Source organism: Anaeromyxobacter oryzae (assembly GCF_023169945.1).
Classification (GTDB): domain Bacteria; phylum Myxococcota; class Myxococcia; order Myxococcales; family Anaeromyxobacteraceae; genus Anaeromyxobacter; species Anaeromyxobacter oryzae.
This window is the reverse complement of record NZ_AP025591.1, coordinates 5,652,509-5,679,406: the sequence shown is the minus strand read 5'-3', so window position 1 is coordinate 5,679,406 and position 26,898 is coordinate 5,652,509. Positions and strand designations below refer to the sequence as shown.

Sequence of the window (26,898 nt, the reverse complement as noted above, 5' to 3'; positions counted from 1 at the left end):
GGGAAAGCGCACCCACTGTGCGCTTCATCCGCGAATGGACAGCGTTTTTCGATAGCAGGGCCCCGCACAGGGTGTCAAGCGAGCGGCCGCTCGCAGACGCCTCGAGCATGTGCTGGAAATGGCGACGGCGCCCGCGAGGGCGCCGTCTCCGAGTCGTCCTGCGATCCGTGGCGAGGCGTGCGGCGCTAGACCTTCTCGAGCGTCGGCGCCGGCGCCGCCTCGCCCTCGGGGCGCGGCTCCGCCTCGCGGCGGTAGCCGCACTCCTTGTTCGGGCAGGCGACGAACGGCCCCGTCTTCTTCGAGTACTTGTCCAGGAGGTACGCGCTCCCGCACTGCGGGCACGCCTCGTTCCGCGGCCGATCCCAGCTCACGAAGTCGCACTTCGGGTACGACGAGCAGCCGTAGAAGGTCTTGCCGCGCCGGGAGCGCTTCTCCGTGATGTAGCCGCCGCAGCCCTTCGGGCACGACACGCCGATCGACACCGGCTTCGTGCCCTTGCACTCGGGGTAGCGGGTGCAGGCGAGGAACTTCCCGAACCGGCCGCGCTTCATCACCATCGGCGCGCCGCACTCCGGGCACTTGTCCTCGACGGGGACGTCCTCCTCCTTCTCCGGGACGATGTTCCCGTCCTCGCGCCGGAAGTTCATCGTGTTCCGGCACTCGGGGTATCCGGGGCAGGCGAGGAACTCGCCGTTCCGGCCCCACTTGATGACCATCTTCCGCTCGCCGCACTTCTCGCACGTGATGTCGGTCTCGATGGCCTGCGCCTTCACGTTGCGCATGGCCTCCTCGGCCTTGGCGAGGTCCTCCTTGAACTTGTCGTAGAAGTCCGTGAGGACCGCCTGCCACCCGGCGTCCCCCTCCTCGATCTCGTCCAGCTTCTCCTCCATCCCCGCGGTGAACGCGATGTCCATCTCGCGGGGGAAGGCGCGGACGAGCTCGTCGGTCACGAGCACGCCGAGGTGCGTCGGCTTGAACTGCTTCTCGAGCTTCTCGACGTAGCCCTTCTCCTGGATCGTATCGAGGATGGCCGCGTACGTGGACGGGCGCCCGATGCCGCGCTCCTCCATCTCCTTCACGAGGGACGACTCGTTGAAGCGCGGCGGCGGCTGCGTGAAGTGCTGCTCGGGGACGAGCTTCACGAGGCGCAGCTCCATCCCCTGCTCGAGCGGCGGGAGCTGGCGATCCTCGGACCGCGCCTCCTTCTCGCCGTTCTCGCCGCCCTTCTCCTCCTCGGCGCCGGCCTCCTCCTCGGGCGGCTTCGCGCCGTACACGGCGAGGTAGCCGGGGAACTTGAGGATCGAGCCCGTCGCGCGGAACGTCGCGCGGGCCGCGGTGATGTCCGCGGTGGTCTGGTCGTAGACCGCCGGCACCATCTGGCAGGCGACGAACCGGTTCCAGATGAGCTCGTAGAGCCGGTACATGTCGCGCTCGTTCATCTGGTCGAAGAACGGCGCCACGCGGTCCGGCGTCCAGTCGAGGGAGGTCGGGCGCACCGCCTCGTGCGCCTCCTGCGCCGACTTCGCCTTCGTCTTGTAGAAGTTCGGCGTCTCCGGGAGGTGGTCCTTCCCGAACGCCGACTCGATGTGCTTGCGGACCGCGTCCACCGCCTCGGTGGAGAGCCGGACGGAGTCGGTGCGCATGTACGTGATGAGGCCGACCGCGCCCTCCTCGCCCAGCTCCACGCCCTCGTAGAGGCGCTGCGCCAGGGTCATCGTCTTCTTCGGGCTGAAGCCGAGCCGGTTCGCCGCCTCCTGCTGCAGCTTCGCGGTGGTGAAGGGCGGCGGCGGATTCCGGCGGCGCTCCTTCTTCTCCACGGACGCGACGACGTACCGCGCGCCCTCGAGGTCCTTCACGAGGGCGCCCGTCTGCGCGCCGTCCTTCAGGTCGGCCTTCTGGCCGTCGACCTTCGAGAGCTTGGCGCGGAACTCCGGCGGCAGCTTCGCGGCCAGGTCCGCGTCCAGCGACCAGTACTCGACCGGGACGAACGCCTCGATCTCGCGCTCGCGCTCGACGACGAGGCGCACCGCGACGGACTGGACCCGGCCCGCGGAGAGGCCGCGGCGGACCTTCTTCCAGAGGATCGGGCTGATCTGGTACCCGACCAGCCGGTCGAGGATCCGGCGGGCCTGCTGGGCGTCGAACTTCTTGCGATCGAGGTCGAGCGGGCTCGCGATCGCCTTCTGGATCGCGCCCTTCGTGATCTCGTTGAAGAGGACGCGGCGGACGCGCCCGTCGCCGCCTTCGGCGCCGAGCTCCTCCGCGATGTGCCAGGCGATCGCCTCTCCCTCGCGATCGGGGTCGGTCGCGAGGAAGACGTGCTCGGCGGTCCGCGCGGCGCGCTTGATGTCCGAGAGGACCTTCGCCTTCCCCTTGATGGCCTCGTACTCGGGGAGGAAGCCCTTCGCGACGTCGACGCCGATCTTGGACTTCGGCAGGTCCTTCACGTGCCCGACGGACGCCTTCACGTCGTAGCCGCGGCCCAGGTACTTCTTGATCGTCTTCGCCTTCGCGGGCGACTCGACCACCACGAGGCTGCCGCTCAGGGTGACCTTCCGGGATCCCCGCTTCGGGCTCTTCGGCGCGGCGGCGTCCGCCTCGGCGCCGCCTGCCTCGAGGGCCTCGACGTCGATCGCGGCCACGTCGGCCTCGACCGGGGCGGCCTTCGCGCGGCGCGCCTTCGGCGCGGCCACCGCCCTCGCCTTCTTCGCGCCCTCGCGTGCCACCGTCCTCGGCTCCTTCGGCATCCTCTAGATCCCCTCTCCGTTGCGGCGCAGAAAGTAATGGCCTGGCCGCTGCTCGCACAACCCTTCCAGCTCGAGCGTGAGGAGGCCCGCCAGGGCGGCCCCCGCTCGCACCCCTGCCTCCCGCGCGAGGTCGTCCGCGTGCCGCGGCTTCCGCCCGAGCGCCGCCAGCAGCGCCGAGGCGTGGCCGTCCAGCGTCGGCAGCGGTCGCTGCACGGGCGCGGGCGTCGCCACGCCGAGCTCCGCGAGGACGTCCGCGGCGGAGGCGACCGGGCGGGCGCCCGAGCGCAGCAGCGCGTGCGGCCCGGCCGAGAGGTCGTCGCGGACGTCTCCGGGCACCGCAAGGACGGGGACGCCGATCCCGCGGGCGCGGTCCGCCGTGATGAGCGCCCCGCTCCGCACGCCCGCGCGCACCACCACTACGGCGTCCGAGAGCGCGGCGATGATCCGGTTCCGGGCGGGGAAGTTCCCCGGCCAGCCGCGCGTCCCGTCGGGCTGCTCGGAGACGAGCGCGCCGCCCGACGCGACGATCTCCTCGAAGAGCGACCGGTGCTCCGCGGGGTAGCAGCGATCGATCCCGGTGCCGAGGACGGCGATCGTGTGTCCGCCGGCGTCGAGCGCCCCGCGGTGCGCGGCGGCGTCGACGCCGCGGGCACCGCCGGAGACGATCGAGACGCCGGCGCGGGCGAGCCCGGCCGCGAGCTCCCGGGCCAGCGAGGCGCCGTAATCGTCGGTCCAGCGTGCGCCGACGAGGGCGACGTGCCGGACGTCGCCGAGCGCGCCGCGCACGCGGAGCTCGGCCGGGCGGTCGGGGAGGCGCGCGAGCCCCGCGGGGTATAGGCCGTCGTCCGGCCGGATCGTGCGCGCCGACTCCATGGAGCGGGGCCATATACCCGCGGGGTCTCACACCGTCAAGCGAGGCACCCGGACGCGCATGCATGGAACGTGCACGCCGAGCCTCCGCCGCAGCGCGATCCGCGCCGGGCGCCTGCGTGGCTGGCGGCCCGCCTCCAGGGCGGCGCGGAGCTAGTCGCCGCCCGCCCCGGCGACCGCCGAGCGCATCTCGACGTGGTCGCCGATGAGCAGCTCGGAGAGGCTCCGGGTCACGAGCGCGGCCGAGGCGTGCTCGCGCGCGTCGATGACGAGGAGGTCACCGACCGTCTCCTTGGGGAGCGACGGGTCGTTCGGGACGGTGTTGGGGTGACGGCCGGAGAGGTCGCCGGAGCGGACCACGTTGAAGACGTTCCCCTCCTCGACGCCGTCGGCGGTGCCCCGGTCGATGAAGACGACCTGGTGCTCCGCGAACTGCGTGAGGACGTCGACCGGGGACGCGATGATGAGGCCCTCCAGGTCGCGACCGTTCGGCTTCCGCGCGACCGGACGGAAGAACCTCTCGGTCCACGGGCCGAGCATCGCGCCGCGCTCGATGGGATCGTTCGCTGCCGTGATGACGAGCGTGACGGCCTTGTCGTCCACCGCGACGACCTTGGCGGCGCCGAGGATCACCGACTGGTACCCGAACAGCTCCTTCGTGACGGGGTGCTGGATGGTGCGCTCGGTCTTGTAGATGACGTACGTCTCGCCCTTCTGGACCGGCGCGGCCTGCTTGAACGTCGCGTACGCCCGGTCGAGGGTCGTGAGCATCAGCTTCTCGTCGAACGCCGCCTTGATCGCGCCGGACTCGTCGAGCTCGCGCGGGGTCACGAAGGTGTCGTGCCGGGCCATGAGCTGCTTCGGCGGCACGTAGCCGATCTTGAACGGCCCCGCGACCGCCACGCCGTCCGGCTCCACCGGCTTGATGGGCGCGTTGATGTCCGCGCGGGAGAATGACTCCAGCGCCGGAGCGGTCCGCGGCTCCTCCTCCTCCGGCTCGGCCTCCGCGACGGGCGCGGCGGCGTCGACGGGCTGGACGCGCCCGGGCGCCTCCTCCGCGGACGGATAGAACTTCAGGACGTTGCCCGGTGAGATCCAGTGCGGGTTCGTGATGTCCGGGTTGTAGGACCAGATCTTCGGCCAGTACCAGGGGTTGTTGAGGAACCGGCCGGAGAGATCCCACAGCGTGTCGCCGGGGCGGACGGTGTACGTGTCGGGCGGCGGGACCGTCCCGCGCCCCTGATCGGCGGACGCCGCGCCGCCCTCGAGGGGCGCGACGGCGAGGCCGGGCTCGCCCGCCGGCGCGGCGGCGCGAGTGGCCGGCGCGCTCGTCCGGACCTGACCCTCGCCCTGCGAGAGCTGCGCGTCCGCCGCGCGCTCGATGCGGGCGTTCCCGGCGTCCGAGGTTCGGCCCGCACCGCGCGCGGCGTCGAGCGCGCCGAGCTGCGCGTGGGCGGCCGCGGGCGCGAGGGCGAGGACGGCGAGGATGTGCCTGCGGATCATGGAGCGCTCCTTGCCGGGCCGGCGCCCGGCGCGTTCGCGCCGGCGTGCCCGGAGATGGTTGCGAGCCGCGCGCCGGCGCGGGTTGCGGCCGGCGTGCTCGGATATTCCGTGACGACGCGCTGGAGCAGGCGGCGCTCCGCGTCCCCGGCGCCGCGGCGGCCCTCGCAGGCCGCGAGCCGCTCGAGGGCGTCGCTCATCGCGTCGCCGGCGGGGTACTCCTCCGAGACGCGCCGCGCGAGGCTGCACGCGGCGTCGTCCTTGCCGGAGTCCGCGTACGCGTCGGCCGCCTCCAGGAGCGCGTTGTCGGCGGCGCCGTGGCGAGGGTAGCGCGCCGCGAACCCCTCGAGCGCGTGGGCGCGCTCGAGGCCGGCGAGGCGGCGGGCGGCCCGGAGCTCGGTGTCGGCCTCGGCGGCGAGCTCTCGACGGCTCGGTCGCGCGAGGGCCTCGAGCTTCCTCGCGTCCGGCTCGGAGATCGATACCGCGGTCGGGACCGGCGGCGCGGCGCGGGCGGCGCGCGGCGCGCCGGCGGGCGGCGCGATCTTCACGACGGCGAGATCGGGCGGGACGACGGACCCGTAGGGCGCCGCGGCGGCCGGCTCGACGGCACGGGGCTCGGCGACCGCGCCGCGCGTCAGCCTCGCCGTCACGAGATCCATGCGCGCGGAGAGCGCGTCGACCTTGCGGGCGAGGTTCTCGTTCTCGCGACGAGCCTCGCGGAGCTCGGCCCGGAGCGCGTCGACGTCCTGTTGCCGCACGGCCCCGCTCCCCGCGCAGCCGGCGAGGACGAGGAGCGCCGCACAGGCGTCTCGCGCGAAGGTGGTCAAAACCTGGAAAATTCTAGGTGAGACCGGGTTTTCGTCAAGGAAGGGCCCGGCCGGCGGTCAGGTCGTGTGGGGCGATGAACGCCATCTGCCGGCCGGTCCGGCCGGCGTCCCGGCGGTGCGAGAAGAACGTGTCGCGCTCGCACGCAGTGCACCGGTCCATGGAGTCGATGCGCTCCGGCGCGACCCCCGCGGCCTCGAGGATCCGCCGGTTCGACGCCCAGAGGTCGAGCCGCGGCGCCGGTCCCTCCCGCACGACGGGGCCGAGCGCGGCGCGGAAGCGGTCGGCGAGATCGGGCGAGACCTCGTAGCAGCAGGGCCCGATGGACGGCCCGATCGCGGCGAGCAGCCGCCCCGGCGGAGCGCCGGAGATCCGCGCGAGCGCCCGGACCGCCTCGGCCGCCACGCCCGCGATCGTCCCGCGCCAGCCGGCGTGCACCGCGCACACCGCCCCGGAGCCCGGATCGGCGATCAGCACCGGAACACAGTCCGCGACCGACACGCAGGCGGCGATCCCCGCCTCCGTCGAGACCACCGCGTCCGCCTCCTCCGCGGGGACGCTCGCGACGTCGAGGTGGACCACCCGCGCGCCGTGCACCTGCCGGACCCGGGCGAAGAGGAGCCTCGTCGCGGCCTCGAGGCGGCGCCAGTTCTCCGCGACCCGGACCGGGTCGTCGCCGACGGAGCCGCCGAGGTTCAGCGCGTCCCACGGTGGCGGCGAGACCCCGCCCCGCCGCGTCGTGAAGCCGTGCGGGAACGCGGCGAGGAGCTTCGAGCGGACGAGGTCCATCGGGCGCCGAATGTAGCACGCGCCCGCGGAGCCGGACCGGACCGCTCCTTGATCGAGAGGTCGCCGGGGACTACGCTCTACGGCTCCCCCATGCTCTCCTCGGTCCGCCGCTCGCTCGGTCGCAAGCTCATGCTGGCGGTCGGGGTGCCGTCGGTCGCCTTCGCGCTCGTGCTGCTGATGTGGCTCCGGTCGCGGACCGAGGCGCTCCAACCGGAGCTGGACGCGTCGTACCGGCTCGCCATCGGGGCGGTCATCGCGCTCGCGGCGGGCGGAGCCGCGATCCACGCGCTCGCGATGCGCTTCCTCGTCGAGCAGCCGCTCCAGCGGCTCGCCGCCGGCCTTCGCCGCGCGCGCGAGGGCGACTTCCTCCACCGGGTGCCCGTGGAGAGCGACGACGAGCTCGGCGTCCTGGCGGAGAACTTCAACACGACGCTCGCGGCGGTGACGGACCTCCACGCGCGCCGCATCGAGGACGCCGCCTCGATGGAGTCGATGCAGCGCGAGCTCGCCCTGAAGGCGCAGCTCGAGGCCCGCGTGAAGGAGCTGACGCTCCTCTTCGACCTCTCGCGGCGCCTCGTCTCGACGCTCGAGCTGGACCGGCTCCTCGGCATCGTCACCGAGCTCGTCGGGCGCGGCCTCGGCGATCACGCGTTCGCGCTCTTCCTCGCCGAGGAGGGCACGGGCGACCTCGTCGTCCGGAGCGTCTCCGGCCTCGACGCGGCGGTCGTCGGCACGCGCGTCCGCAGCGGCGAGGGGCCGGCCGGGTGGGCCGCGCGCGAGCGGGCCACGGTGCTCGTCGGCGACACCACGACGGATCCCCGCCGCCCGGTCCTCCCATGGCACGGCGGCGACGCCGCGGGCGCGATCCTCTCCGTGCCGCTCCTCCACCAGGACGCGTGCACCGGGGTCCTCGCCTTCTTCCGCCCCGCCCGCGACGCGTTCCCGGCCGACGAGGTGCGCCTGCTCGAATCGGTCGCCGGCCAGGCGGCGATCGCCATCGAGAACGCGCGCCTGCACCAGAAGATGGTGCGGCTGTCGCAGACCGACGCCCTCACCGGCGTGCACAACCGCCGGAGCCTCTTCGCGCGGCTCGAGCTCGAGGCCGAGCGGTGCGAGCGGTTCGAGCACCACATGGCGATCGCGCTCGTCGACGTGGACCGGTTCCGCGCCTACAACGAGGCGCACGGGCACGCGGCGGGCGACGCGATCCTCCGGCGCGTCGGCGCGCTCCTGCAGGGCGCCGTCCGCAAGGTCGATCTCGTCGCCCGGTACGGCGGCGAGGAGTTCGCGGTCCTGCTCCCGCGCGCCAACCGGGCGGCGGCGCTCGCCGCGGCGGAGAAGCTGCGCGGCACGGTGCGCGAGGCGGCGTTGCCGGACGGCGCCGGCCACGTGACGATCTCGGTCGGCGTGGGCGTCTGGCCGGACGACGCGCGCGAGCTCGCAGCGCTCATGGACGCCGCGGACGCGGCGCTCTACGCGGCGAAGCGCGCCGGGCGCGATGCCGTCCGGGCGCACGAGCCGGGGATGCGCGAGCACCCGGGGCGCAAGCGCGACGTCGCGACGACGGCGGACGCAGAGGCGGCGGGGAATTGATCCCGGAGCGCGGTGAGCGCACCGCGCCCCCTGCCCCGCCCCGCTTCACAGCGCGTCCACGCCCTCGTCCTCGTCGGGCGCCGCGCCGCTCCCGACGCCCTCGAGCGGGCGCGACGCATACGCCGGCAGCACGTCGTCGGTGAACGACCGTACGAGGGAGGCGAGCCCGCAGCTCGCGAGGTCCACCGGGGTCGCAGCGGCGAGGACGCAGCGACGCTCCTTGTCGGTCGCCACGCGGCAGGAAGCGACGTACGGGTCGCGGTGCGCCTCCGCCCACGCGCTCGCCGCCGCACGCGCGCGCTCCTGCGCCGCCTCGGTACGCGCACCGGGGATCGCGCTCGTGAGGTAGCGATCGAGGTCCGCGAGGTATCTCTCGAGCCCGGCCCGGAGAGTCCCATCGACGTGCTCCCAGGATTCGTCGCAGGTTTGCGCTTCCGGGCGCTGCGCGCGGGCGCACCCCGCCGCGAGTCCGACGAGGAGCAGGACGTGGACGGGCCGCATGGACGTCAGGTCCTACCGCCCCGCCGCGTCTGGAAGCCCCCCGGAGCGGGCTCGGCTACTTCACCTCGTCCTCGACCGCGTCAGGCGTCCGGGGGGCGTCCGCCGCGGGTCCCGCGGACGCGGGGGCGAGCGCCCCCACCGCGGCCGCGACGGCGCGCGAGCCCTTCACGCGCGACAGCTCCATCTCGAGCGCCTTCTCGCGCCGCGCCCGCTCCTGGAGCGCCGCCTGCAGCCGCTGCATTTCCTGGTGCCGCAGCTGATCGCGCCGGGCGAGCTCGTCGCGGAAGCGCGCCTGGGCCTCCTCGACCGCGCGCGCGCCGCGCCCCTCCGCCTCGCGCCGCTCCGCAGCGACCCGGTCCAGCCGCCGGGCGGCGTCGGCGGCGCGCGCCTCCGCGGCGGCCGCCCGCGCCGACAGCTCCTTCTCCGCGCGCGCGCGCGCCTGGCCCGCGAGGGCGAGCGCCGCCTCGAGCTCGATCACGCGCGCCCGCGCGGCGTGCGCGACGCTCGCGTCGCGCGCCGCCTGCTCCGCCTTGGCGCCCAGCTCGGCCGCGCGCGCCTCGGCGCGGGCCGCGCGCGCCGCGAGCTCGGTCTCCACGCGCTGCCGGTCGCGATGGGCGGCCGCGAGCGACTGCTCGAGCTCCTCGACCTTCGCGTCGGCGCGCTCCACGCGCGCGAGGAGCCCGGTCCGCTCCGTCGCGGTCTCCTCGAGGCGCTGGCTCAGCTCGGCCATCGACCGCTCCGACGCCTCGCGCGCCTCGGCGAGCGACGCGAGCCGCTCCTCCGCCTCCGCCACGCGCTTGCGGGCCTCCTCGATGCGCGCCGACGCCGCCTCCGCACCCGCCTGCTCGCGGCGCTCCGCCGCGCGGAGCGCCTCGGCGCGGGCGGCGAGCTCCTTCTGCAGCGCCTCCTCGCGCCGGGCCCGCTCCGCCGCGAGCTCCTCGAACCGGGCGTGCAGCGCCTCCGCGGCCTCCGTCTTCTTCGCGAGCTCCGCGAGCAGCTCCTCCTCGCGGCGCCCGTGCTCGGCCACGAACGCCGCGAGCCGCGCCCGCGCGCGCTCGTCGTCCTCGGCGCGCGCGGCCGCCTCGCGGGTCAGCTCCGCCTCGAGCCGCGCGCGCTCCGCCTCCGCGGCGTCGCCGCGGGTGGCCGCCGCCCGGACCTCGTCCCGGAGCGCCTGCTCCTCCGCCTCGCGCGTCCCGAGCTCCGCGGCGAGCGCCTCGCGCTGCGCGCGCGCCTCGTCCCGGTCGCGCGCCGCCTCCGCGAGCGCGGCCGCCGCGGCGCTCGACGCCGCCTCCGCGTCCTCGCGCGCCGCCTCGAGCGCCGCCTCGCGTCCGGTCCACGCCTCGCGCGCCCCCGCGAGCTCCGCCGCCCGCGCCTCGGCCTGCTGCCGCGCCGCCGCGAGCGCTGCGTCGAGCTCGCTGCCGCGGGACTCGAGCGCCGAGACCTTGCGCTCCATCTCCCGCGAGAGCGCGTCGAGCGCATCGCGGGCCTCGCGCCGCTCGCTCTCGAGCTCCGCGATCCGTGCCGCGGCCTCGTCGGCGCGCGCGGCGGCGGCCCGGGCCTGCTCCTCGTGCCGGAGCGCCGCCTCTGCGCGCGCCGCCAGCTCGAGCGAGAGCTCGCCCTCGCGCCGCCGGGCCTGCCGCCGGAGCTCCTCGCGCTCCGCCTCGGCGCGCGCCGCCGTCGCGCGGAGCGCGTCGAGCTCCTCCGCGGCCGCGGCCGCCCGCGCCTCGCCGTCCGCGCGCGCCGTGACGAGGTCCGCCTCGAGCGCCGCCGACCGCTCGCGCGCCGCCGCGAGCTCCGCCCCCCGCGCCTCGGCGTCGGCCCGCGCCGCCGCCTCGACCTCCGCGAGGCGCCCGGTGAGGCGCGCGACCTCGGCGCGCGCCGCCTCCATCGTGTCCGCGGACGCGCGCTCCCGCGCCTCGGCGTCGGCGAGCTGGACCTCCAGCGCCGCCCGCGCCTCGCGCACCGCGTCCGCCTCCGCCGCCGCCTGCCGCGCGGCCGCCGTGGAGGCGTCCCGCTCGCCCGTCCGGGCCGCGAGCTCGAGCTCGCGCTCCGCGAGGGCCGCGCGCAGCGCGTCCCGCTCGCGGCCGGCGCCCTCCGCGAGCGCGCGCTGCCGGTCCGCGTCGCTCCGCAGCTCGTCGCGCTCGGACACCAGCACCTCGGCGCGCGCCTCCCACTCGGAGCGGGCCGCGTCGAGCGCCCGCTCGGCGCGCGCGCCGGCCGCGCGGGCGGTCTCCGCCGCCCGCTCCGCCTCGGCGCGCGCGGCGTCCGCCCGGGCCCGCTCGGCCTCGAGCGCCTCCGCGCGGCGCGCCGCCTCCTGCGCCGCCGCGGCGGCGCTCGCCTCCGCGTCGGCGCGCTCCGCCTCGAGCCCGGCGCGCACCTCCGCGAGCTCGGTGCGCGCCTCCTCCTCGCGCTCGGACATCTCGCGCGCGAGGCCCTCGATCTCGCCCTCGAGCGACCCGATCTGCTGCAGGTGATCCTGGATCTCGCGGCCGAGGTCGTCCTCCCGGCCGCGCGCGCTCTCGCGGAACTGCCGGTACTCCTCGTCGAGGAGCCGCAGCCGTTGCTCGCGATCGCGGATCGCGTCCTCGCGATCGTCGATGCGGGCCTGGAGCGCCGACGCGGCCTCGCGCGCGCTCTCCGCGGCCCGCTCTCGCTCGCGCTCGGACTCCTCGAGCGCCGAGGCGAGCTCCGCGGCCCGCGCCTCGCTCGCCGCGCGCGCCCGCTCCGCCTCTTCCCGGACCGTCTCCAGCTCCGCCTCGAGCCCGGCGGCCCGCGCCCCCGACTCCGCGAGCCGCGCCTCGAGCCCGTGGACGCGGGCCTCCGCCTCGTGGCGTGCGGCGGCGAGCTCGGCCTCGACGCTCCGGCGTGCCGCCGACTCCGCCTCGAGCCGGGCGTCGGCCTCGCGCTGCGCCTCCTCGCCGGCCTCCCGCGCCGCCGTGAGGGCCGCCTCCGCGGCGGTGACCTCCTCCGCGCGGCGGCCGATCTCCTCCTGCAGCTCGCGCTCCCGCGCCTCCATCCGCGCGGCGTCGGCGCGCGCCTGGCGGTCGAGCCGCGCGATCTCCTCCTGCGCCCGGTCGAGCGCGACCTTCCGGTGCGCGAGGTCGTCGTCGCGCCGCCGGACCTCGCGCTCGAGCTCGTGGATGCGCCGCTCGTTCGCGGCGACCACCTCGATGAGCTCCTTCTCCTGGCTGAACTTCTCGAGCAGGAGGCCGTCGACGGAGGCGCCGTACTCGCGCTCCTTCTGCAGGAAGGCCTCGCGGGCGTCGGCGAGCCGCCGGAGCAGATCGTCGACCTGCAGCTTGAGCGACTGCACCTCCACGTCCTTCTCGTGGATGCGCTCGTCGACGGACGCGAGCTCGCGCTCGCGCACCTCCCACACCTCCGCGAGGCGCGCGAGCTGCGCCTCGCGCCACTTGAGGTCCTCGCGCAGGAGCTGCGCGCGCCCCTCCGGCGTCTGCAGGAGGTCGCGACGCGGCGGCGGGCGACGCCGGTGCGCCTCCGCCGCGAGCTCGTCACGGTGCTCCGCGACCGACTGGAAGACGCGGTCGACGAACAGCCGGTCCTCGTCGGTCACGATCGATCGATGCGCGCGCCGCGGCATGGGCGGAGGCGTAGCCGCCTCGGCCTCGCCGGGCGCGATCGGAGGCACGTCCGCGCCGGCCGGCTCCACGCCGGGGGCGGCGTCGGCAGCGGCGGAAGCGTCCGCACCGGCGGGGGCGTCGCCCCCGTGCGCCGCGGCGGCGGGCACGGCGCCGTCGCCCTCGCCGCCGCGCTCGCCCTCGATGCCCTCGTCCGGCTCGACCTCCTCCACGTCGGCGTCGTCCGCGACCTCGACCGGCTCGGCCGCGGCGAGGAGGTGGCGCGCGAGCTGCCGGAGCGCGTCGGTGTCGAGGGGCATCGCCAGGTAGCCGTTCGCGGCCCACGGCGTGCGCGCGTGCTCCGCGAGCGACTCCGGCGGGGTCTCGGACGAGTACAGCACGAGGGGGATCGTCGCCGTGAACCGATCGTGGCGCAGCCGCGCGCAGAGCGAGAAGCCCGAGAGGTCCGGGAGCTCCGCGCGCATCACGCACAGGTCGGGGCGCCGCGCGGCGATCTCACGCTCCGCCTCGGCCGCGCTCGCGGCGACCCGCGTGGCGTGGCCGTCGTCGCGAAACAGCGATGCGAGGGACAGCGCGAACGCGTTGTCCGGCTCCACGATGAGGACGCGCTTCGATTCCATGTGGGATGCGGGAGACGCCCGCCCGGGCTACCGAGTCTATCCCCGGCGTCGCCGCCAATCTAGGCATGCGGCGACCGCGGCGACCTGCCGCCGCGCGTCCGCCGCACAGACGCGCACCGGGTGCGCAGCCGGCCGGGGCGGGGCGGAGGGTTGCGAGCCGGGGGTGGCGGGCCGAACGTGTCGGCGCTCCGTTCCACCCGGAGCAGAACCCGTGCATGGTCCTCCTCCCGCTCCTCCTCGTCGCAGCCGCCGCAGGCCCGGAGGGGCCCGCGCTCGACGCGCAGTCGCCGCCCGAGAACCTCCTGCGCGGACCCGCACGGTGCGTGCTCCACTACCTCGACGCGGTCCGGCTCGCCGGCCCGCGCGCGCCCGACGTCCGCCCGGACCGTGCGGTGCCCGCGCGCGAGCGGGACTACGAGGCCGCGAGGCGCCTGACCGCGCCGCGCGCGCTCGACGAGATCGCTCGCAGGGCGGCGCGCGGCGAGGGCCACCCGCTCGCGCCCTGGCAGCAGGCGGCCCGGGGCGGCATCCTCGAGTCCTTCCAGCTGCTCGCCGTCCGGCGCGCGCCGCGGGGGACCGCAGTCGTGACGGTCCGCGAGAGCACGTGGGTGCCGGCGGGCGACGGGGCGCTCGCCCGGTCCGTCTCGGAGTACCTCGTGGCGCGCGTGGAGGGAGCCTGGCGCGTCGTCGATCGCCGCACGGACGCTGCATTCGAGGACGCGGACGTCGCGGCCGGGTACGCCGGCTGGTTCGACGATCCCGCCGCGCCGGGCCTCCGGCCAGCCACCGCGGCTCGGGACGCCCCACTGCCTTCGCGCGCGACGTCGCGCAGACCCGCCGACCCCCGCTAAGATCGGATCGTGGACCCCGTCCGGCCCGGCGCCGCCCCCTCCGCCCCGGGGCGGCGTCGCACGATCGTCGTGGGCGACGTGCACGGCTGCCTCGAGGAGCTCGAGGCGCTGCTCGTCGCCGCGCGCTGGAACCCGGGCGTGGACCGGCTCGTCCTGCTCGGCGATCTCCTCGACCGCGGACCGGATCCGGTCGGCGTCGTGCGCCGTGCGCGGGAGCTCCGCGCGGAGTGCGTCCTCGGCAACCACGAGGAGAAGCACCTCCGGTTCGCGGCGCACGAGGCGCGCCGGCGGGTGGACCCCGGCCACCGCAACCCGGTCCGCATGTCGCCGGATCGCGCCGCCGAGCACGCGCAGCTCTCGCGCGACGATCTCGCCTGGCTCGCGGCGCTGCCCCGGGTCATCCCGCTCGGCGGCCGCTGGCTCGCGGTCCACGGCGGGCTCCTGCCCGGCCGGCGCGTGTCGGCGCAGCCGCCGGACTGGCTCGTGCGGCTGCGGTACCTCGACGTCCGCGGGAAGCCGGTGCACCGCACGCGCGGCGAGGCCGGCGAGGCCGGCGTGCGCCGGTGGACGGAGGTCTGGACCGGCCCGCAGTCGATCGTCTACGGCCACCACGCGCGCGAGGGGGTCGTCGTGGACACTCCGCGCCCCGGCGTGTCGTGCGTCGGGATCGACACGGGCTGCGTCTACGGCGGGAAGCTCACCGCGTTCATCCTGCCCACGCAGGAGATCGTGCAGGTCCCCGCGCGCGCGGCCCGGGCGGAGCCGGGGGACGTGGAGGACTGAGTCTCCGTTACCGTTCCCCGTTTCCGTTCTCCGTTACCGTTACCGCCCCCGTTGTCGTGTCCCGCCTCCCGTGTCCCGTGGCCCGTGAGCCGTTCCCGGACAACCGACGGTGAACGCGCGAGGACGATCGGGGACGGGAACGGATGGCGGGCCAGGGGACACGGGACACGGGGAACGGAGACGGTAACGGCAACGGTAACGTAAACGGCAACGGGTTGGTCCCGTCATCCCACCTGCGCCGCCGCGAGGATCTCGCCCTTCCGCTCCCTCGCCCGCGCCACGTCCGCCTCGTACTTCAGGACGAGGCTCAGCGTGTCGTCGAGCAGCGCCGGGTCCAGCCGGTCGGCGTTCAGGATCGCGAGCGCGCGGATCCAGTCCAGCGTCTCGGAGATGGACGGCGGCTTGCGGAGATCGAGCGTCCGGAGCTTCGCCACCGCGGCCACCACGGCGCGCGCGAGGGCCTCGGACGCGTCCGGCACCCGCGCGCGGACGATGGCGAGCTCGCGCTCGCGGGTCGGGAAGTCGACGTGGAGGTGCAGGCACCGGCGCTTCAGCGCGTCCGAGAGGTCGCGAGCCGCGTTGGACGTGAGGACGACGCGCGGCACCTGCCGCGCCCGGATCGTCCCGATCTCGGGCACCGTCACGGCCCAGTCCGAGAGGACCTCGAGGAGGAACGCCTCGAACTCCGGGTCCGCCTTGTCGATCTCGTCCACGAGGAGCAGCGCCGGGACCTCGCTCGTGAGGGCCTTCAGCACCGGCCGCGCCACGAGGAACCGCTCGCTGAAGAAGACGTTCCCCTCGCCCGCGATGCGCTCCGCCGCGTCCGCCAAGCTCCCGGCGCCCTCGACGGTCGCGCCGATCCGGTCCTTCAGGAGCTGGGTGTAGAGGAGCTGCTTCGCGTACTCCCACTCGTAGAGCGCCTTCGACTCGTCGAGCCCCTCGTAGCACTGCAGCCGGACGAGCGCGCGGCCGCTCGCCCGCGCGAAGGCGTGTGCGAGCTCGGTCTTGCCGACGCCCGCGGGGCCCTCGACCAGGATCGGCTTCTCGAGACGGTCGGCCAGGAAGACCGCCGTCGCGATCTCCCGCGACGGGAGGTACCCCGCCGCCGCGAGCTTCTCCGCAGTCTCGTCGAGGCTCGTGAACATCGGCTCCCCGCCGCCGCCGTGGGCCGCGCGACGGGTTGAAGGGTAACGCCGCCGCGAGGGACCGGCGAGGCGAACGCGTCCCACCGGCCGCCCTTCGCCGGCACGAGCGCGGCGGCGCTCGGGTGCCCCTGCACCCCGGCGTCCGGCCGGACCTGCGGTTTTACAGGCACGTCCCGGCGCGGGGGGCCGCAACCTCGCGATTTCACTGACCGGCGGTCACGCGCGGTGACGGCACGGGGCTTGAAGAGAAGGAACCCGAGTCCCGCCGGAGGCCGGCCAAGGACCCTGCCATGACGAATCTCCAGCCCAAACGCTCGGTACGCAGGGCCCACCTCCCGTTTCACGTCCAAGTCGATGCGAGGCCGGAAGCTCGACTCCTCCCACCGCCGCAAGCTCCTCACGAGGAGACCGGCGGAGTGTCCTAGGGGCGCCGCGAGCGCCAGAGCTCGAGAGGCCGGGAGGGTCACTTCCCGGCCTTTCGCTTCTTCAGGCGTCAGATCTCGATCCGCACGCGCAGCGGCCCGCCCTGGACGTCGAGCACCTCCGCGAACGTGCTGGTCGGGCCACGGGTGAACTTGATCGTCGCGCGCGCGGCCCCCACCCGGACGCCATCGAGCGTGATGTTGTGGAGCCAGGGGGGGAGCCAGGGCTGCACGACGTGCAGCGTGTGGGCGGGCGCGTCCGCGAACAGCCCGAGCACGGCCCGGAGCAGGAGGAACCATCCCGCCGACGACCACGCCTGCGGCGAGCACGCGACCGGGTAGTGCACCGGGAACGACCCGGCGGGGCGCGAGAGCCCGCAGAAGAGCTCCGGGAGCCGGTGCTGCCGGAAGTGCTGCGCGACGTCCCACATCGCGCAGAGCACCTGGCCCGCCTCGCGCGTCATCCCGTACGCCGACATCCCCATCGCGCAGAGCGCGTTGTCGTGTGGCCAGACCGTGCCGTCGTGGTAGCTGAGCGGGTTGTAGGCGGGCTGCCCCGCGGCGAGCGTGCGGATGCCCCACCCGCTCCACATGCCGCCACCGAGGAGCGACGTCGCGACCTGGCGGGCGCGCTCCGGGCTCACCGCCCCCGAGAACAGGAGGTGGCCCGGGTTGGAGGTCACCGCGTCGACGACCCGCTTCTCCCGGTCGAGCGCGATCGCGTAGGTGCCCTTCTCCTCCATCCAGAAGCGCGCCTCGACCGCCTCCGCGTGCGCCCGCGCGGCCGCGCGGAGCGCCTTCGCCTCCGAGCGGCGCCCGAGCCGCTCGAGGAGGTCCGCCATCCGCCGTCGGGCGTCGATCGCGTAGCCCTGCACCTCGACCAGCGCGATGGGCGGCTCGGCGGACGTCCCGTCCGCGAAGGGCACGCCGTCGTGGCTGTCCTTCCAGCCCTGGTTCCGGAGGCCCTTCGCGGTGCGGCGGTGGTACTCGACGAGCCCGTCCGCGTCGCGGTCCGCCCACTTCTCGAGCCAGTCGAGCGCGCGCTCCGCGGCGGGCAGGAGCTCGAGCAGCGTGTCGCGGTCGTCCGTCCAGCGGTCGTACTCGGAGAGCAGCACCAGGAACAGCGGCGTCGCGTCGGCCGAGCCGTAGTACGGCGTGTGCGGCACCTCCCCGGCGGCCGCCATCTCGCCGAACCGGATCTCGTGCGGGATCTTCCCGGGCTCCTCGTCGCGGGACGGATCGTCCCGCTCGCCCTGGAGACGCGCCAGGAACCGGAGCGCGTCGCGCGCGACCTCCGGCGCGGCGAGGAGCGACTCGAAGCCGGCGATGAGCGCGTCCCGGCCGAACGGGCACGTGTACCAGGGGATGCCGGCGGAGATGACCGGCGCGCCGAAGTGGTAGACGGTGAGCGCCTTCAGATCGGCGACGGCCTGCTCGAGCGCGAGCGTGAAGAGGTCGTTCGACGCGACGAACCGCGTCGCGTTTCGCGCGAAGCTCTCGTACGCCTCATGGGTCGCGGCGGCGCGGTCCCCGAACGAGCGGGGCGCGCCGCGCGGCACCGGCCGCTCCTCGTCGAGCCCGCGGATCTTCCCCGGCGTACCGCGCTCGATGCCCGCGGCGACCACGAACGTCGCCTCGACGTGCTCGGCGGGCTCGAGGTGCAGCGCGACGCGCGCGCCCCGGCCTCCGAGGTGCACCACGCGCGCCGGGCCCTTGCCGTTCGCCACCGCGCCGTCCACCCGGATCTCGGTGGCGTAGCGCCGCCCGTCGCGGCCGTCGTACCGGAGCACCACCCGGTCCCGCTCGACCTTCGGCGGGTGGTACGTCCCGCGCTCCTTCCGCCGCGCCCCGCGGATCTCGAAGACGTCGGCGAAGTCCGCGGCCCAGCCGAGCTCGATCCAGCCGTCCATCGGCTTGCCCTGGAAGTTCGTGAGGACGATGCGATCGACGAGCACGTCGTCGATGAGCATGTCGCGCCGCAGGTGGACGTAGTTGACCGGCTCGCGGCCGAGGAGATCGCCCTCGTGCAGGCTCGTCACCGTGAAGTCGATCTGGGCCACGTAGTCCGGCGAGAGCTGCGACGCCAGGCAGAGCGGCGGGCCTCCCGCGATGCCGAGCTTCCAGGCGGAGAGATGGCGCGTGTCGGTGAGGAACAGCCCGAGGTCGCGGGCGCCGGCCGGGGCGACGTCCCCCAGCCGGTTCGCGACGAGGAAGAGGTTCCCGCGCTTCAGGACGAGCTTGTCGACCCCGGTCGCCTCGGGCTGGACGGACGGATCGGAGTAGCCGAGCAGGTCCTCGGGGCGCGCGATCACTGCGCGAGCGTCGTCCATCCTCCCTCCTCGGCCTCGGCGTCGATCTCCCGGCGGCGGCCGGCGATCGCGGCGCGGTACACCGCGACGTAGTCCCGCGCCATGCGGTCCGCCGAGAAACGCGCCCGCGCCCGCGCCTGGATCTCCCGGCGGTCGAGCGCGCTGGCGCGCCGCAGCGCGGCTGCCATCTCCGGGACGCCGCGCACGAGGAATCCCGTCACTCCGTCCTCCACGATCTCGGGAGCTGCACCGAGCGGGAAGGTGATCACCGGGCAGCCGGCCAGCATGGCCTCGACGAGGACGAGGCCGAACGGCTCCTCCCACCGGAGCGGCACGAGCAGGGCGCGGCTCCGCGCGAAGAGCCGGCGCTTCTGCGCCAGGTCCGCCTCCCGGACCCACCGCACGTGCGCCGCGCGGAGCGCCGGCTGGAGGACGTCCGCCTCCCAGTCCTCGGGGCACGGATCGCCCCGGTGCGGCTTGCCGGCCATGACGAGCGGCATGCCGGCGCGCCGGGCGGCCTCGACGGCCAGCTCCGGCCCCTTGCACCACGAGAGCCGGCCGAGGAAGAACGCGGCGTCTCCGCCGGGACCGACGACGGGATAGAGCTCGGGATCGAGGCCGTGGTGGACGACGTGGTGGGGCGCCGGCGACGCGAGCTCGGCCTGCCGCGCCGAGATCGCGACGTGCCGCACCGAGCGCACGCGCTCGTAGAATCGCGACAGCACCGGCTCCACCGAGTGGTGCAACGTGTACACGACGGGCGCGGGGAGCACGTCGGCGAAGGCGAGGAGCGCCGGGACGTGCGCGTGCACGACGTCGAAGGCGCCGCGCGAGATCTCGTCCGCCGCGAACCGCGCGTGCAGCAGCTCGGCGTAGGGATCCGGCGGCCAGACCGCCGTCGGGAAGGTCGCCCGGAGGTCGCTCGCGCGCGAGTCGCCGGTGGCGAACACCGTCACCGCGTGGCCGGCGCGCTCGAGCGAGCGGGAGAGCGAGTGCACGACCAGCTCGGTGCCGCCATAGGCAGGGGGCGGCACCGACACGAAAGGTGTCGACACGAGGGCGATGCGCACGTTTACAAGGTAGGTGCAGGGCGCCGTCCGTGCGAGGGTGTGCGGCGCGCGCGGACGGAGGGTGGAACGGGCGGGCGCCGGGCCGCGCGGCGGCCCTCGGCGAGCCGGTCCGGGGCGCGACGGCGCGGCCGCGGAGAGGAGGTGGAGGGTGGCGCTCATCGGCAGGGAGGACGCGGACCGGATCCGCGGAGAGCTCGAGGGGTCCCTCGGCGGTGACGTGAAGCTCACGCTCGTGGGGCCGAGTGCGCTCGCCCCGCCGGCGCGCGACTGGACCCCGCAGATCCGGGCGTTGCTCGAGGAGGTCACCGCGCTCTCTCCGCGGCTGTCGTTCGAGTACCTCGACCTGCCGACGCCGGAGCAGCGGGCTTCGCTCGGCCTCGCGCCGGACGACGCCGGCCCGCTCACGATCCTGTCCGGCGCGGCGAGGGGCCGGGTCCGCTACCTCGGCGCGCCCGCCGGCCACGAGTTCCCGAACCTCGTGCACGGACTGGTGGACGTCTCCCGCGGCACGACGGAGCTGTCCGAGGTCTCGCGCGCCGCCCTCGCGCGCATCGAGCGGCCGGTGCACATCAAGGTCTTCTTCACGCCCACCTGACCCTACTGCCCCATGGCGGCCGGTCTGGCCCATGCCATCGCGGTGGAGAGCGCGCACGTCGTCGCCGACGCCATCGAGGCCCAGGAGTTCCCGGACCTCGCCGCGCGCTACGGCGTGATGGGCGTCCCTAAGACGATCGTGAACGACGCGGTGGAGTTCGTCGGGGCGGTCCCCGAGGACGAGTTCGTGGCGCACGTGCTCCGCGGCGCGGGCGTCCCGGCGTGAGGAGGCGCGACGCCCGCGGCCCCACCGCCGAAACGATCGGGTACACTGCCGCCCCATGGAAGGCCAGGGCCCGCTCAGCGAGGAGATGTTCCACTCGTTCCTGCAGCTCGCCGTGAAGCGCCAGGCGAGCGACGTCCACTTCGAGGTGGGGTACCCGCCGACGTACCGCGTCTTCGGCGAGCTGCTCGCCGCGAAGTACCCGCCCCTCAGCCACGCCGACACCGAGGCGATCGCCAACTTCGTGCTCCAGGCCCCCGGGTCGGGCTTCACGCCCCTCGACTTCCGCGAGGTGGACCGGAGCTACTCGCTCCCGGGCGTGTCCCGGTTCCGCGCCTCGATCTTCAAGCAGCGCGGGAGCTGGGGCGCGGTGATGCGGACCATCCCCTTCCAGATCCCCGAGTTCGAGTCGCTGAACCTTCCGGCCGTCGTGAAGACCATCGCCGACGCGCGGCGCGGGCTGGTCTGCGTGACGGGCGCGACGGGCAACGGCAAGTCGACGACGATCGCGAGCATCATCAACTACATCATCCAGCAGGAGCGGCTGCACGTCGTCACCGTCGAGGACCCCATCGAGTTCATCTTCGCCGGCGGGAAGGGGCTCGTGATCCAGCGCGAGGTCGGGTCGGACACCGCGAGCTACACCGACGCGCTCCGCGCCGCCCTCCGCCAGGACCCAGACATCATCATGGTCGGCGAGCTGCGCGACCGCGAGGCGGCCGACATCTGCCTGAAGGCGGCCGAGACCGGGCACCTCGTCATCACCTCGCTCCACACGCCCGACGTCCCGCGGGCCGTCGGCCGCATCGTCGGGCTCTTCCCGGCGGACGAGCAGGACGGCGTGCGCGCGCGACTCGCCGACAACCTCCAGGCGGTGATCGCGCTCCGGCTCCTCATGCGCGCCGACGCGACCGGGCTCATCCCCGCCGTCGAGGCGCTCCTCGCGACGACGACCGTCCGCGAGATGATCCGCGACGGCTCCAAGGTGAACGACCTGCGGACCTACATGGACCAGGCGGGCGCCGACCTCGGGATGCACAGCTTCGACCAGTACCTGTACCGGCTGCACGAGGCGAAGCGCATCGGCCTCGACACCGCCCTCGCCAACGCGACCAACCGCGCCGACCTCGAGCGCAGGATCATGATGGAGACGGGAGGCCGCCCCGCGTGAACCCGGCCGGCGCCGCAGCGGCGTCGCGCGTTCTGGTGGTTGGCTCGGACGCCGACGTCTCGATCGCGCTCCTGCTCCATCTGGAGCGGGCGGGCCACGCCGTGTACTGCGTGCCCGGCCCCGGAGATCTGGACGCCTTCGTCCGCGCCGCCGCCCCGCACGTGATCTGCCTGCTCCTGCCCGCCGCGCCGGACGGCACCTGGGGCTCGGCCCTGACGACCGCCGCGAGCGCCGCCAAGGTGGGCGTGCGCGTCGTGATGGTGGCGCCTTCCCGCGAGATCGTCGAGCCGCTCGCCGCGGTCGCCGGCGCAGAGAGCGCCCTGGCTCGCGCCGAGGTCCTCGCGACGCCGCTCGTCGTCCTCGACCGGCGCCTCGGCGGGCCCCTCGCGGCCGGCCCCGCGGCGATCGTGCCGCCGCCCCCCGGCGTCGCCGGCGTCCGCCCGGGCACCGCGGCGGGGCCTCCGGCCGCCGCGAGCAGGCCCGCCGCCGAGCCGCCCGCCCCCGCCCGCCCCCGCGCGTCGGTGGACCTCATGGCGCTCATCGACGAGGAGCTGGTCGACGAGCCGAGGCAGCGGCCGGTCCTCACCCGCGTCGAGGTGAACGTCAGCCTCGTCTCGGAGCACAACTTCTACGTCGGCGCCACGAGGCGGGTGGACTCCGGCGGCGTCTTCATCGCGACGGCCCTGCCGCCGCCGACCGGGACGCGGCTCCAGGTCCGCCTCGGCCTCGCCGACGGCCGCAAGATCGATCTCGAGGGCGAGGTCTCCTTCATCCGGGAGAAGAGCGCGACGACCGGTCGTCAGCCTTCCGGGTGCGGGGTGAAGCTCCTCAACGTGCCCGGCTGGGCCGTGGATGCCATCGATCGGTTCGTGCTCGCGCGCCAGCCGATCGTGTACACCCCGCCCTGAGGGGCTCCGGCTTCCCACGGGGCGCCCCGGCGGGTGGCGCGCGCGATGCCGCCGCCTCCCCGTTTCTGCGCAGCGGCTCCCGGGCGCGCCCGAACGCCCGCCCCCGGCCTGCCACCGCCCGGCCGCGCGCCCGGCTCGTATGCTGTCGGCGGGAGAAGCCGCGATGCGTGGCGCACGCCGGCTCGGGTTCGTCGCGGCGGTTGCCGCCGGGATGGGGTTGCCGGCGCGGGCCGCCGGTCCGTGCCTCCTCGAGGCTCGCGGCTTCTCCCGTCAGCGCTGCGTCACCGCCGAGTGCCTGAGCTGCCACGACGGCAGCGCCGCGCCCATCCGGACCGGTCACCCCGTCGACGTCGCGTACGGCGCCTCGTGGCTCGCGCGGCGTGCCGCGCTGCGCGCGGCGCCCGCCCCCGGGCTCGTGCTCACGGACGGCCGCCTCACCTGCGCCACCTGCCATGACGGCGGCTCCCGGGAGCCCCACCACCTCGCGTCGCCGCCCGGCGCCGCGGGCCTGTGCGGCGGCTGCCACGCGAAGTGAGGCGCCGCCGCCGGACTAGTCGTCGACGACCCGGTCCGTCCGGCGGACGCCGAGGAGGTACGGCTGGATGAAGCCGTCGAGGTCGCCGTCGAGGACGTCGTCGACCTTCCCCGTCTCCACGCCGGTCCGGAGATCCTTCACGAGCCGGTACGGCTGGAGCACGTAGCTCCGGATCTGCGACCCGAAGTCGATGTCCTTCTTCTGCGCCTCGACGGCGTCGCGCGCGGCCTGCCGCTTCCGCTCCTCGAAGTCGTAGAGGCGCGAGCGCAGGATCTTCCAGGCGACGCTCCGGTTCTTCTGCTGGCTGCGCTCGTTCTGGACCGCGACCACGATGCCGGTCGGCAGGTGGGTCATGCGGACCGCCGAGTCGGTCTTGTTCACCTTCTGGCCGCCGGCGCCGGAAGACCGGTAGGTGTCGATCCGGACGTCCGCCTCCTTGATGTCGATGACGATGTCGTCCTCGACCTCCGGCGTCACGTCCACCGCGGCGAAGCTCGTCTGCCGCCGCGCGTTCTGGTCGAAGGGGCTGATCCGGACGAGGCGGTGCACGCCTCTCTCGGCCTTGAGGAAGCCGTACGCGTAGTCGCCGCGCGCGATGAACGACGCGGAGCTGATCCCCGCCTCCTCGCCGGCGACGAGGTCGGCGGGCTCGACCTCCCAGCCCTTCCGCTCGCAGTACCGCGAGTACATCCGGTAGAGCATCGCGGCCCAGTCCATCGCCTCGACGCCGCCGGCGCCGCTCTTCACCTCGACGATGGCGCCGGCGCGGTCGTGCGGGCCGGCGAGCATCTTCTGGAACTCGAGCGCCTCGAGGTCCTCGTCCACGCCCTGGGCGGCCTGCGCCGCCTCGGCGCGCGTCCCCTCGTCGCGCGCCTCCTCGGCGAGCTCGTGGAGCGCCTGCGCGTCGTCCAGCGACCGGCGCACCTTCTCGTAGGCCTGGGTGACCTGCTCGAGCTGCGCCTTCTCCTTCAGCAGCGCCTGCGCCTTCGCGGCGTCGGTCCAGAACGCCGCGTCCTCGGACATCTTGGCGATCTCCGAGACGCGGAGCTGCTTGCGCTCGACGTCAAAGCGACCCCCGGAGCGCCTCCAGGCGGCGGGACAGCTCGGTCAGGTGCTCGGTGGTCGGTGCGGCCATGGCTCGGGTCACTCCCCTCGGGGCCCCGCCGCCGCGGGCCGCCGGCGGAAGGTCGCCGCGAGGGCGACCGCCGCGAGCGCCGCGCACGCGTAGGCGAAGAGGTCGCCGATGCTAGTGTAGAGGGTCCGCCCTCGCAACCGCGGCACGTCGGCCAGGAGGAGGCGCGCCGGCTCCGCCGGATCCGGCGCGAGGTCCGGGTCGACCGGGCCGACCTCGATCGCACCAGGCGCCACCTCGCCCGTCGGGAGGATCACCGCCGAGACGCCCGCGTACGCCGGCCGGACCACCGCCTTGCCCGCCTCGATGGCGCGCAGCCGGACGATGGCGAGGAACTGGTACGGGCCGGACGAGTAGCCGTACCAGGCATCGTTCGTCGGGTTCACCAGGATCTCGGGCTCCGGGGCGCCTCGCGCGAACGCACCGGTGATCTCGGGGAAGATGGCGTCGTAGCAGATCAGGGGCGCGAGCCGGACCGGGTCGCCGGCCGGCGCCGCGGCCGGCGGGTCGGCGAGGGCGGCGCCGCCCGGAGCACCCGAGGCGGGGACCGCGGCGGCCGCCGCGGCCGGCGACGGCGCGGCGGAGAGCGGGAACGAGAGCACCGCGAGGTCCCGCCCCGGCGCCACCGGCGCGAAGCTCGGGACGAGGTGCCCCACGAACGGGAGCACCGCGTGAACCCAGCCCGGCACGTACTCGCCGAACGGGACGAGGTGATGCTTCTGGTAGCGCCCGAGCACGTCGAGGGTGGGCGAGACCAGGAAGGTCGCGTTCCCGACGCGCGGCGCGCGTGCGCCGGGCCGCTTCGGGTCGCCGTCGCGGAGCCACTCGAGGGTCGACGCGCCGACGAGGACGTGCGCGTGACCGAGCACGGGCATGCCGCTCCCCGCGATCCCGAAGGTGTCGATGCCGGGCGGCACGTAGAGCGGGTACGCCGCCTCGGGCCAGACCACGAGATCCGCGCCGCGCCGGTCCGCGTCGATCGTCTCCGGGACGAGCCGCTCGAGGATGTAGTCGCGGTTGTCTCGCGCCTTGTTCTTCACCGACTGGTCCACGTTCGGCTGGACGACGCCGACCCGGACGCTCGGCGCCGCCGCCATGCGGGCGCGGGCGGCGCGGAGGTGGAGCGCGCCGCCGGCGACCACCGCGACGAGGAGCGCCGCGGTCGCCGCGAGCGGCCGCAGCGGGAGCGCCCGCCCCTCGCGCCGCGCGGCCACGGCCTCGGCGAGGACCGCGTTCACGAGCACCACGAGCGCGGCGATCCCGTACGGGCCGACCGCCGCGGCGAGCTGCGCCACGGGGAGCGTGCGCGCCTGCGTGTAGCCGAGGTTCGCCCACGGGAAGCCCGACGCGAGGTAGTTCCGCGAGAGCTCGAGCGCCGTCCACACGACCGGCAGGTGCGCCCAGAGCGGCCACCCGAGCCGGGCCCGGACCCGCCAGGAGATCCAGAACGCCGTCGCCCAGTGGACCGCCATGTACAGGACGAGGAGCGTGAGCGCGAAGATCGAGAACGGGAGCGACAGCCCGCCGAACGCGGTCATCGCGTGCGACACCCAGTAGATGGCGCAGAAGAAGTAGGCGAGACCGGCGACGAGCCCGAGCGCGAAGGCGCGGCGCGCGCGGGGGGCGGCGCGCAGGGCGAGGAACGCCGGCACGAGCGCGACCCAGGCGACCACCTCGAGGCGCCCCGCCGGGTCGACCTGCCGGATGGAGACGAACGGCACGACGAGCGGGAGCGAGAGCGCCATCGCGGCGCCGGACGCGACGGCGAGGAGGAACGGAGCGGCGCGCTTCATGGGTGACGGGAGAGGTTTGTAGCGCGGCGCGTGCGGCGCGCCGCCGGCCTCAGCGGGCCTTCTCGAAGAACGCGCCCTCGGCGCCGCCCTCCTGGACGTCGACATCGCCTCCGGCGGGCGCTGCGGGGGTCGCGCCGGCGGGCTGCGCCGCGTCGTACGCGGCGGCCGCGGCGAGGTAGTAGGCGACCGCCTCGCGGACGAGGTGGCCGACCGGGCGGCCGAGACGCGTGGCCGTGCCGGACACGGCGTCGGCGAGATCCGCGGGCATCCGGACCGTGACCACGCGCGCCTGGGCGAGCGCCGCCTCCAGCCGCTCGAGCGCCTGGCTCGGCCGCGAGACGCGGAAGTCGCCGGCCTCGATCATCTCCTTGATCCGGCGCGCGAGGTCGTCGCGCGTGTACCACGCGCCGTCGAGCCAGACCGACTCGGAGTCGAGATCGATGTCGGCGAACGGGTCCATCTTTCCTCGACCGCGCCGGCGCCTCGCCGGCTCTCCCGGAGCGCCGCGCCCACGAGCCCCTCCGCTCGCGCCAGCTCGGCCTCCTTCGATGCCATCACCCGGGCGTCCTCGGCGCGCTCGTGATCGTAGCCGAGCAGGTGGAGGATGCCGTGCGCGAGGTAGCGATCCAGCTCGGCTCCGGTGGATCGCCGCTCGGCGCGGGCACGCCGGGTTGCGGTGTCGAGCGAGATTACCACGTCGCCGAGGAGGGACCCAGAACCCGGCGGCTCCGATATCGGGAACGAGAGGACGTCGGTCGCGCGGTCCTTCCCGCGCCAGGCGCGGTTCAGCGAGCGGATCCGGCGGTCCGTGACCACGAGGATCGACAGCTCGGCGTCCGGCCGGTCGAGGGCGGCGAGGTAGGTGCCCGCCCGTGCGCGGAGGCGGCGGGCGGCCGACGCTCCGCCCGGGTGCTCCGA

21 protein-coding genes are annotated in these 26,898 nt (G+C 75.1%); 7 read left to right on the top strand and 14 right to left on the bottom strand.

Going from position 1 to position 26,898, the window contains the following annotated elements:
* Positions 1 to 185: 185 nt before the first annotated feature.
* The 5 genes from topA to pgeF all read right to left on the bottom strand — a co-directional run bounded on the left by topA (position 186) and on the right by pgeF (position 6,731).
* Positions 186 to 2,747, bottom strand: coding sequence for a type I DNA topoisomerase (topA, locus tag AMOR_RS24735; RefSeq protein ID WP_248355124.1), 2,562 nt, complete (start codon positions 2,745 to 2,747; stop codon positions 186 to 188).
* A gap of 3 nt (positions 2,748 to 2,750) precedes the next feature.
* Positions 2,751 to 3,620 carry a DNA-processing protein DprA gene (dprA, locus tag AMOR_RS24730; protein ID WP_248355123.1) on the bottom strand — a complete coding sequence of 290 codons (870 nt, stop codon included), beginning with the start codon at positions 3,618 to 3,620 and terminating at the stop codon, positions 2,751 to 2,753.
* 150 nt (positions 3,621 to 3,770) lie between these two features.
* Positions 3,771 to 5,120 carry a LysM peptidoglycan-binding domain-containing protein gene (locus tag AMOR_RS24725; protein ID WP_248355122.1) on the bottom strand — a complete coding sequence of 450 codons (1,350 nt, stop codon included), beginning with the start codon at positions 5,118 to 5,120 and terminating at the stop codon, positions 3,771 to 3,773.
* Positions 5,117 to 5,944: a tetratricopeptide repeat protein gene (locus AMOR_RS24720; protein WP_248355121.1), complete on the bottom strand. Its 828-nt coding sequence runs from the start codon at positions 5,942 to 5,944 to the stop codon at positions 5,117 to 5,119. Before AMOR_RS24720 ends, AMOR_RS24725 begins: the two co-directional genes overlap by 4 nt.
* Positions 5,945 to 5,978: 34 nt before the next feature.
* The gene (gene pgeF / locus AMOR_RS24715; RefSeq protein WP_248355120.1) at positions 5,979 to 6,731 is read right to left on the bottom strand and encodes a peptidoglycan editing factor PgeF; all 753 of its coding nucleotides are present in this window, start codon (positions 6,729 to 6,731) and stop codon (positions 5,979 to 5,981) included.
* A 90-nt stretch (positions 6,732 to 6,821) separates the two neighbouring features.
* Between pgeF and AMOR_RS24710 the strand changes: the two genes are divergently transcribed.
* Positions 6,822 to 8,324 (top strand): diguanylate cyclase, encoded by a 1,503-nt coding sequence (locus tag AMOR_RS24710; RefSeq protein ID WP_248355119.1) that lies wholly within the window; start codon positions 6,822 to 6,824, stop codon positions 8,322 to 8,324.
* A 45-nt stretch (positions 8,325 to 8,369) separates the two neighbouring features.
* Here the strand turns inward: AMOR_RS24710 and AMOR_RS24705 are convergent, their stop codons facing one another.
* Together AMOR_RS24705 and AMOR_RS24700 are read right to left on the bottom strand one after the other, a co-directional pair.
* Positions 8,370 to 8,825 (bottom strand): hypothetical protein, encoded by a 456-nt coding sequence (locus AMOR_RS24705; RefSeq protein WP_248355118.1) that lies wholly within the window; start codon positions 8,823 to 8,825, stop codon positions 8,370 to 8,372.
* 55 nt (positions 8,826 to 8,880) lie between these two features.
* On the bottom strand, positions 8,881 to 13,044 hold the full coding sequence (locus tag AMOR_RS24700) for a response regulator (protein ID WP_248355117.1): 4,164 nt from the start codon (positions 13,042 to 13,044) through the stop codon (positions 8,881 to 8,883).
* A gap of 215 nt (positions 13,045 to 13,259) precedes the next feature.
* Between AMOR_RS24700 and AMOR_RS24695 the strand changes: the two genes are divergently transcribed.
* Positions 13,260 to 13,895 carry a hypothetical protein gene (locus AMOR_RS24695; RefSeq protein WP_248355116.1) on the top strand — a complete coding sequence of 212 codons (636 nt, stop codon included), beginning with the start codon at positions 13,260 to 13,262 and terminating at the stop codon, positions 13,893 to 13,895.
* 9 nt (positions 13,896 to 13,904) lie between these two features.
* Entirely contained in the window at positions 13,905 to 14,678 is a 774-nt protein-coding gene (locus AMOR_RS24690) for a metallophosphoesterase (RefSeq protein WP_248355115.1), read from the top strand.
* A gap of 224 nt (positions 14,679 to 14,902) precedes the next feature.
* On the opposite strand, the gene AMOR_RS24685 is transcribed toward AMOR_RS24690, so the two are convergent.
* From AMOR_RS24685 to AMOR_RS24675, 3 genes are all read right to left on the bottom strand, one after another.
* Positions 14,903 to 15,823 carry an AAA family ATPase gene (locus tag AMOR_RS24685; RefSeq protein WP_248355114.1) on the bottom strand — a complete coding sequence of 307 codons (921 nt, stop codon included), beginning with the start codon at positions 15,821 to 15,823 and terminating at the stop codon, positions 14,903 to 14,905.
* Between the two features lie 493 nt (positions 15,824 to 16,316).
* A complete protein-coding gene (locus tag AMOR_RS24680; protein WP_248355113.1) occupies positions 16,317 to 18,575 on the bottom strand; it encodes an amylo-alpha-1,6-glucosidase in 2,259 nt (752 codons plus the stop codon).
* Entirely contained in the window at positions 18,554 to 19,624 is a 1,071-nt protein-coding gene (locus tag AMOR_RS24675) for a glycosyltransferase family 4 protein (RefSeq protein ID WP_248355112.1), read from the bottom strand. Before AMOR_RS24675 ends, AMOR_RS24680 begins: the two co-directional genes overlap by 22 nt.
* Before the next feature lie 148 nt (positions 19,625 to 19,772).
* Between AMOR_RS24675 and pdo the strand changes: the two genes are divergently transcribed.
* The 4 genes from pdo to AMOR_RS24650 all read left to right on the top strand — a co-directional run bounded on the left by pdo (position 19,773) and on the right by AMOR_RS24650 (position 23,055).
* Positions 19,773 to 20,444 (top strand): protein disulfide oxidoreductase, encoded by a 672-nt coding sequence (pdo, locus tag AMOR_RS24670; protein ID WP_318653830.1) that lies wholly within the window; start codon positions 19,773 to 19,775, stop codon positions 20,442 to 20,444.
* Between the two features lie 55 nt (positions 20,445 to 20,499).
* The gene (locus AMOR_RS24660) at positions 20,500 to 21,612 is read left to right on the top strand and encodes a type IV pilus twitching motility protein PilT (protein ID WP_248355109.1); all 1,113 of its coding nucleotides are present in this window, start codon (positions 20,500 to 20,502) and stop codon (positions 21,610 to 21,612) included.
* On the top strand, positions 21,609 to 22,520 hold the full coding sequence (locus AMOR_RS24655; protein ID WP_248355108.1) for a PilZ domain-containing protein: 912 nt from the start codon (positions 21,609 to 21,611) through the stop codon (positions 22,518 to 22,520). Before AMOR_RS24660 ends, AMOR_RS24655 begins: the two co-directional genes overlap by 4 nt.
* Positions 22,521 to 22,683: 163 nt before the next feature.
* A complete protein-coding gene (locus AMOR_RS24650) occupies positions 22,684 to 23,055 on the top strand; it encodes a hypothetical protein (RefSeq protein WP_248355107.1) in 372 nt (123 codons plus the stop codon).
* Positions 23,056 to 23,070: 15 nt separating this feature from the next.
* Here the strand turns inward: AMOR_RS24650 and prfB are convergent.
* From prfB to ybeY, 4 genes are all read right to left on the bottom strand, one after another.
* Positions 23,071 to 24,190 (bottom strand): peptide chain release factor 2 gene (gene prfB, locus AMOR_RS24645; protein WP_248355106.1). Its coding sequence is split into 2 segments (ribosomal slippage): positions 23,071 to 24,120 and positions 24,122 to 24,190, totalling 1,119 coding nucleotides; the frame shifts between segments, so codons are not numbered across the junction.
* 8 nt (positions 24,191 to 24,198) lie between these two features.
* Positions 24,199 to 25,980 carry an apolipoprotein N-acyltransferase gene (gene lnt / locus AMOR_RS24640; protein WP_248355105.1) on the bottom strand — a complete coding sequence of 594 codons (1,782 nt, stop codon included), beginning with the start codon at positions 25,978 to 25,980 and terminating at the stop codon, positions 24,199 to 24,201.
* A gap of 49 nt (positions 25,981 to 26,029) precedes the next feature.
* Positions 26,030 to 26,440, bottom strand: coding sequence for a hypothetical protein (locus tag AMOR_RS24635; protein ID WP_248355104.1), 411 nt, complete (start codon positions 26,438 to 26,440; stop codon positions 26,030 to 26,032).
* Positions 26,341 to 26,796, bottom strand: coding sequence for an rRNA maturation RNase YbeY (gene ybeY, locus AMOR_RS24630; protein WP_248362607.1), 456 nt, complete (start codon positions 26,794 to 26,796; stop codon positions 26,341 to 26,343). Before ybeY ends, AMOR_RS24635 begins: the two co-directional genes overlap by 100 nt.
* Between the last annotated feature and the right edge of the window lie 102 nt (positions 26,797 to 26,898).

Coding starts and splice junctions, on each gene's coding strand:
- pgeF (WP_248355120.1), bottom strand. CDS start 6,731: ATGGACCTCGTCCGCTCGAAGCTCCTCGCCGCGTTCCCGCACGGCTTC.
- AMOR_RS24685 (WP_248355114.1), bottom strand. CDS start 15,823: ATGTTCACGAGCCTCGACGAGACTGCGGAGAAGCTCGCGGCGGCGGGG.
- lnt (WP_248355105.1), bottom strand. CDS start 25,980: ATGAAGCGCGCCGCTCCGTTCCTCCTCGCCGTCGCGTCCGGCGCCGCG.
- AMOR_RS24680 (WP_248355113.1), bottom strand. CDS start 18,575: ATGGACGACGCTCGCGCAGTGATCGCGCGCCCCGAGGACCTGCTCGGC.
- topA (WP_248355124.1), bottom strand. CDS start 2,747: ATGCCGAAGGAGCCGAGGACGGTGGCACGCGAGGGCGCGAAGAAGGCG.
- AMOR_RS24710 (WP_248355119.1), top strand. CDS start 6,822: ATGCTCTCCTCGGTCCGCCGCTCGCTCGGTCGCAAGCTCATGCTGGCG.
- AMOR_RS24660 (WP_248355109.1), top strand. CDS start 20,500: ATGGAAGGCCAGGGCCCGCTCAGCGAGGAGATGTTCCACTCGTTCCTG.
- AMOR_RS24700 (WP_248355117.1), bottom strand. CDS start 13,044: ATGGAATCGAAGCGCGTCCTCATCGTGGAGCCGGACAACGCGTTCGCG.
- AMOR_RS24635 (WP_248355104.1), bottom strand. CDS start 26,440: ATGGACCCGTTCGCCGACATCGATCTCGACTCCGAGTCGGTCTGGCTC.
- AMOR_RS24725 (WP_248355122.1), bottom strand. CDS start 5,120: ATGATCCGCAGGCACATCCTCGCCGTCCTCGCCCTCGCGCCCGCGGCC.
- AMOR_RS24650 (WP_248355107.1), top strand. CDS start 22,684: ATGCGTGGCGCACGCCGGCTCGGGTTCGTCGCGGCGGTTGCCGCCGGG.
- AMOR_RS24705 (WP_248355118.1), bottom strand. CDS start 8,825: ATGCGGCCCGTCCACGTCCTGCTCCTCGTCGGACTCGCGGCGGGGTGC.
- dprA (WP_248355123.1), bottom strand. CDS start 3,620: ATGGAGTCGGCGCGCACGATCCGGCCGGACGACGGCCTATACCCCGCG.
- AMOR_RS24695 (WP_248355116.1), top strand. CDS start 13,260: ATGGTCCTCCTCCCGCTCCTCCTCGTCGCAGCCGCCGCAGGCCCGGAG.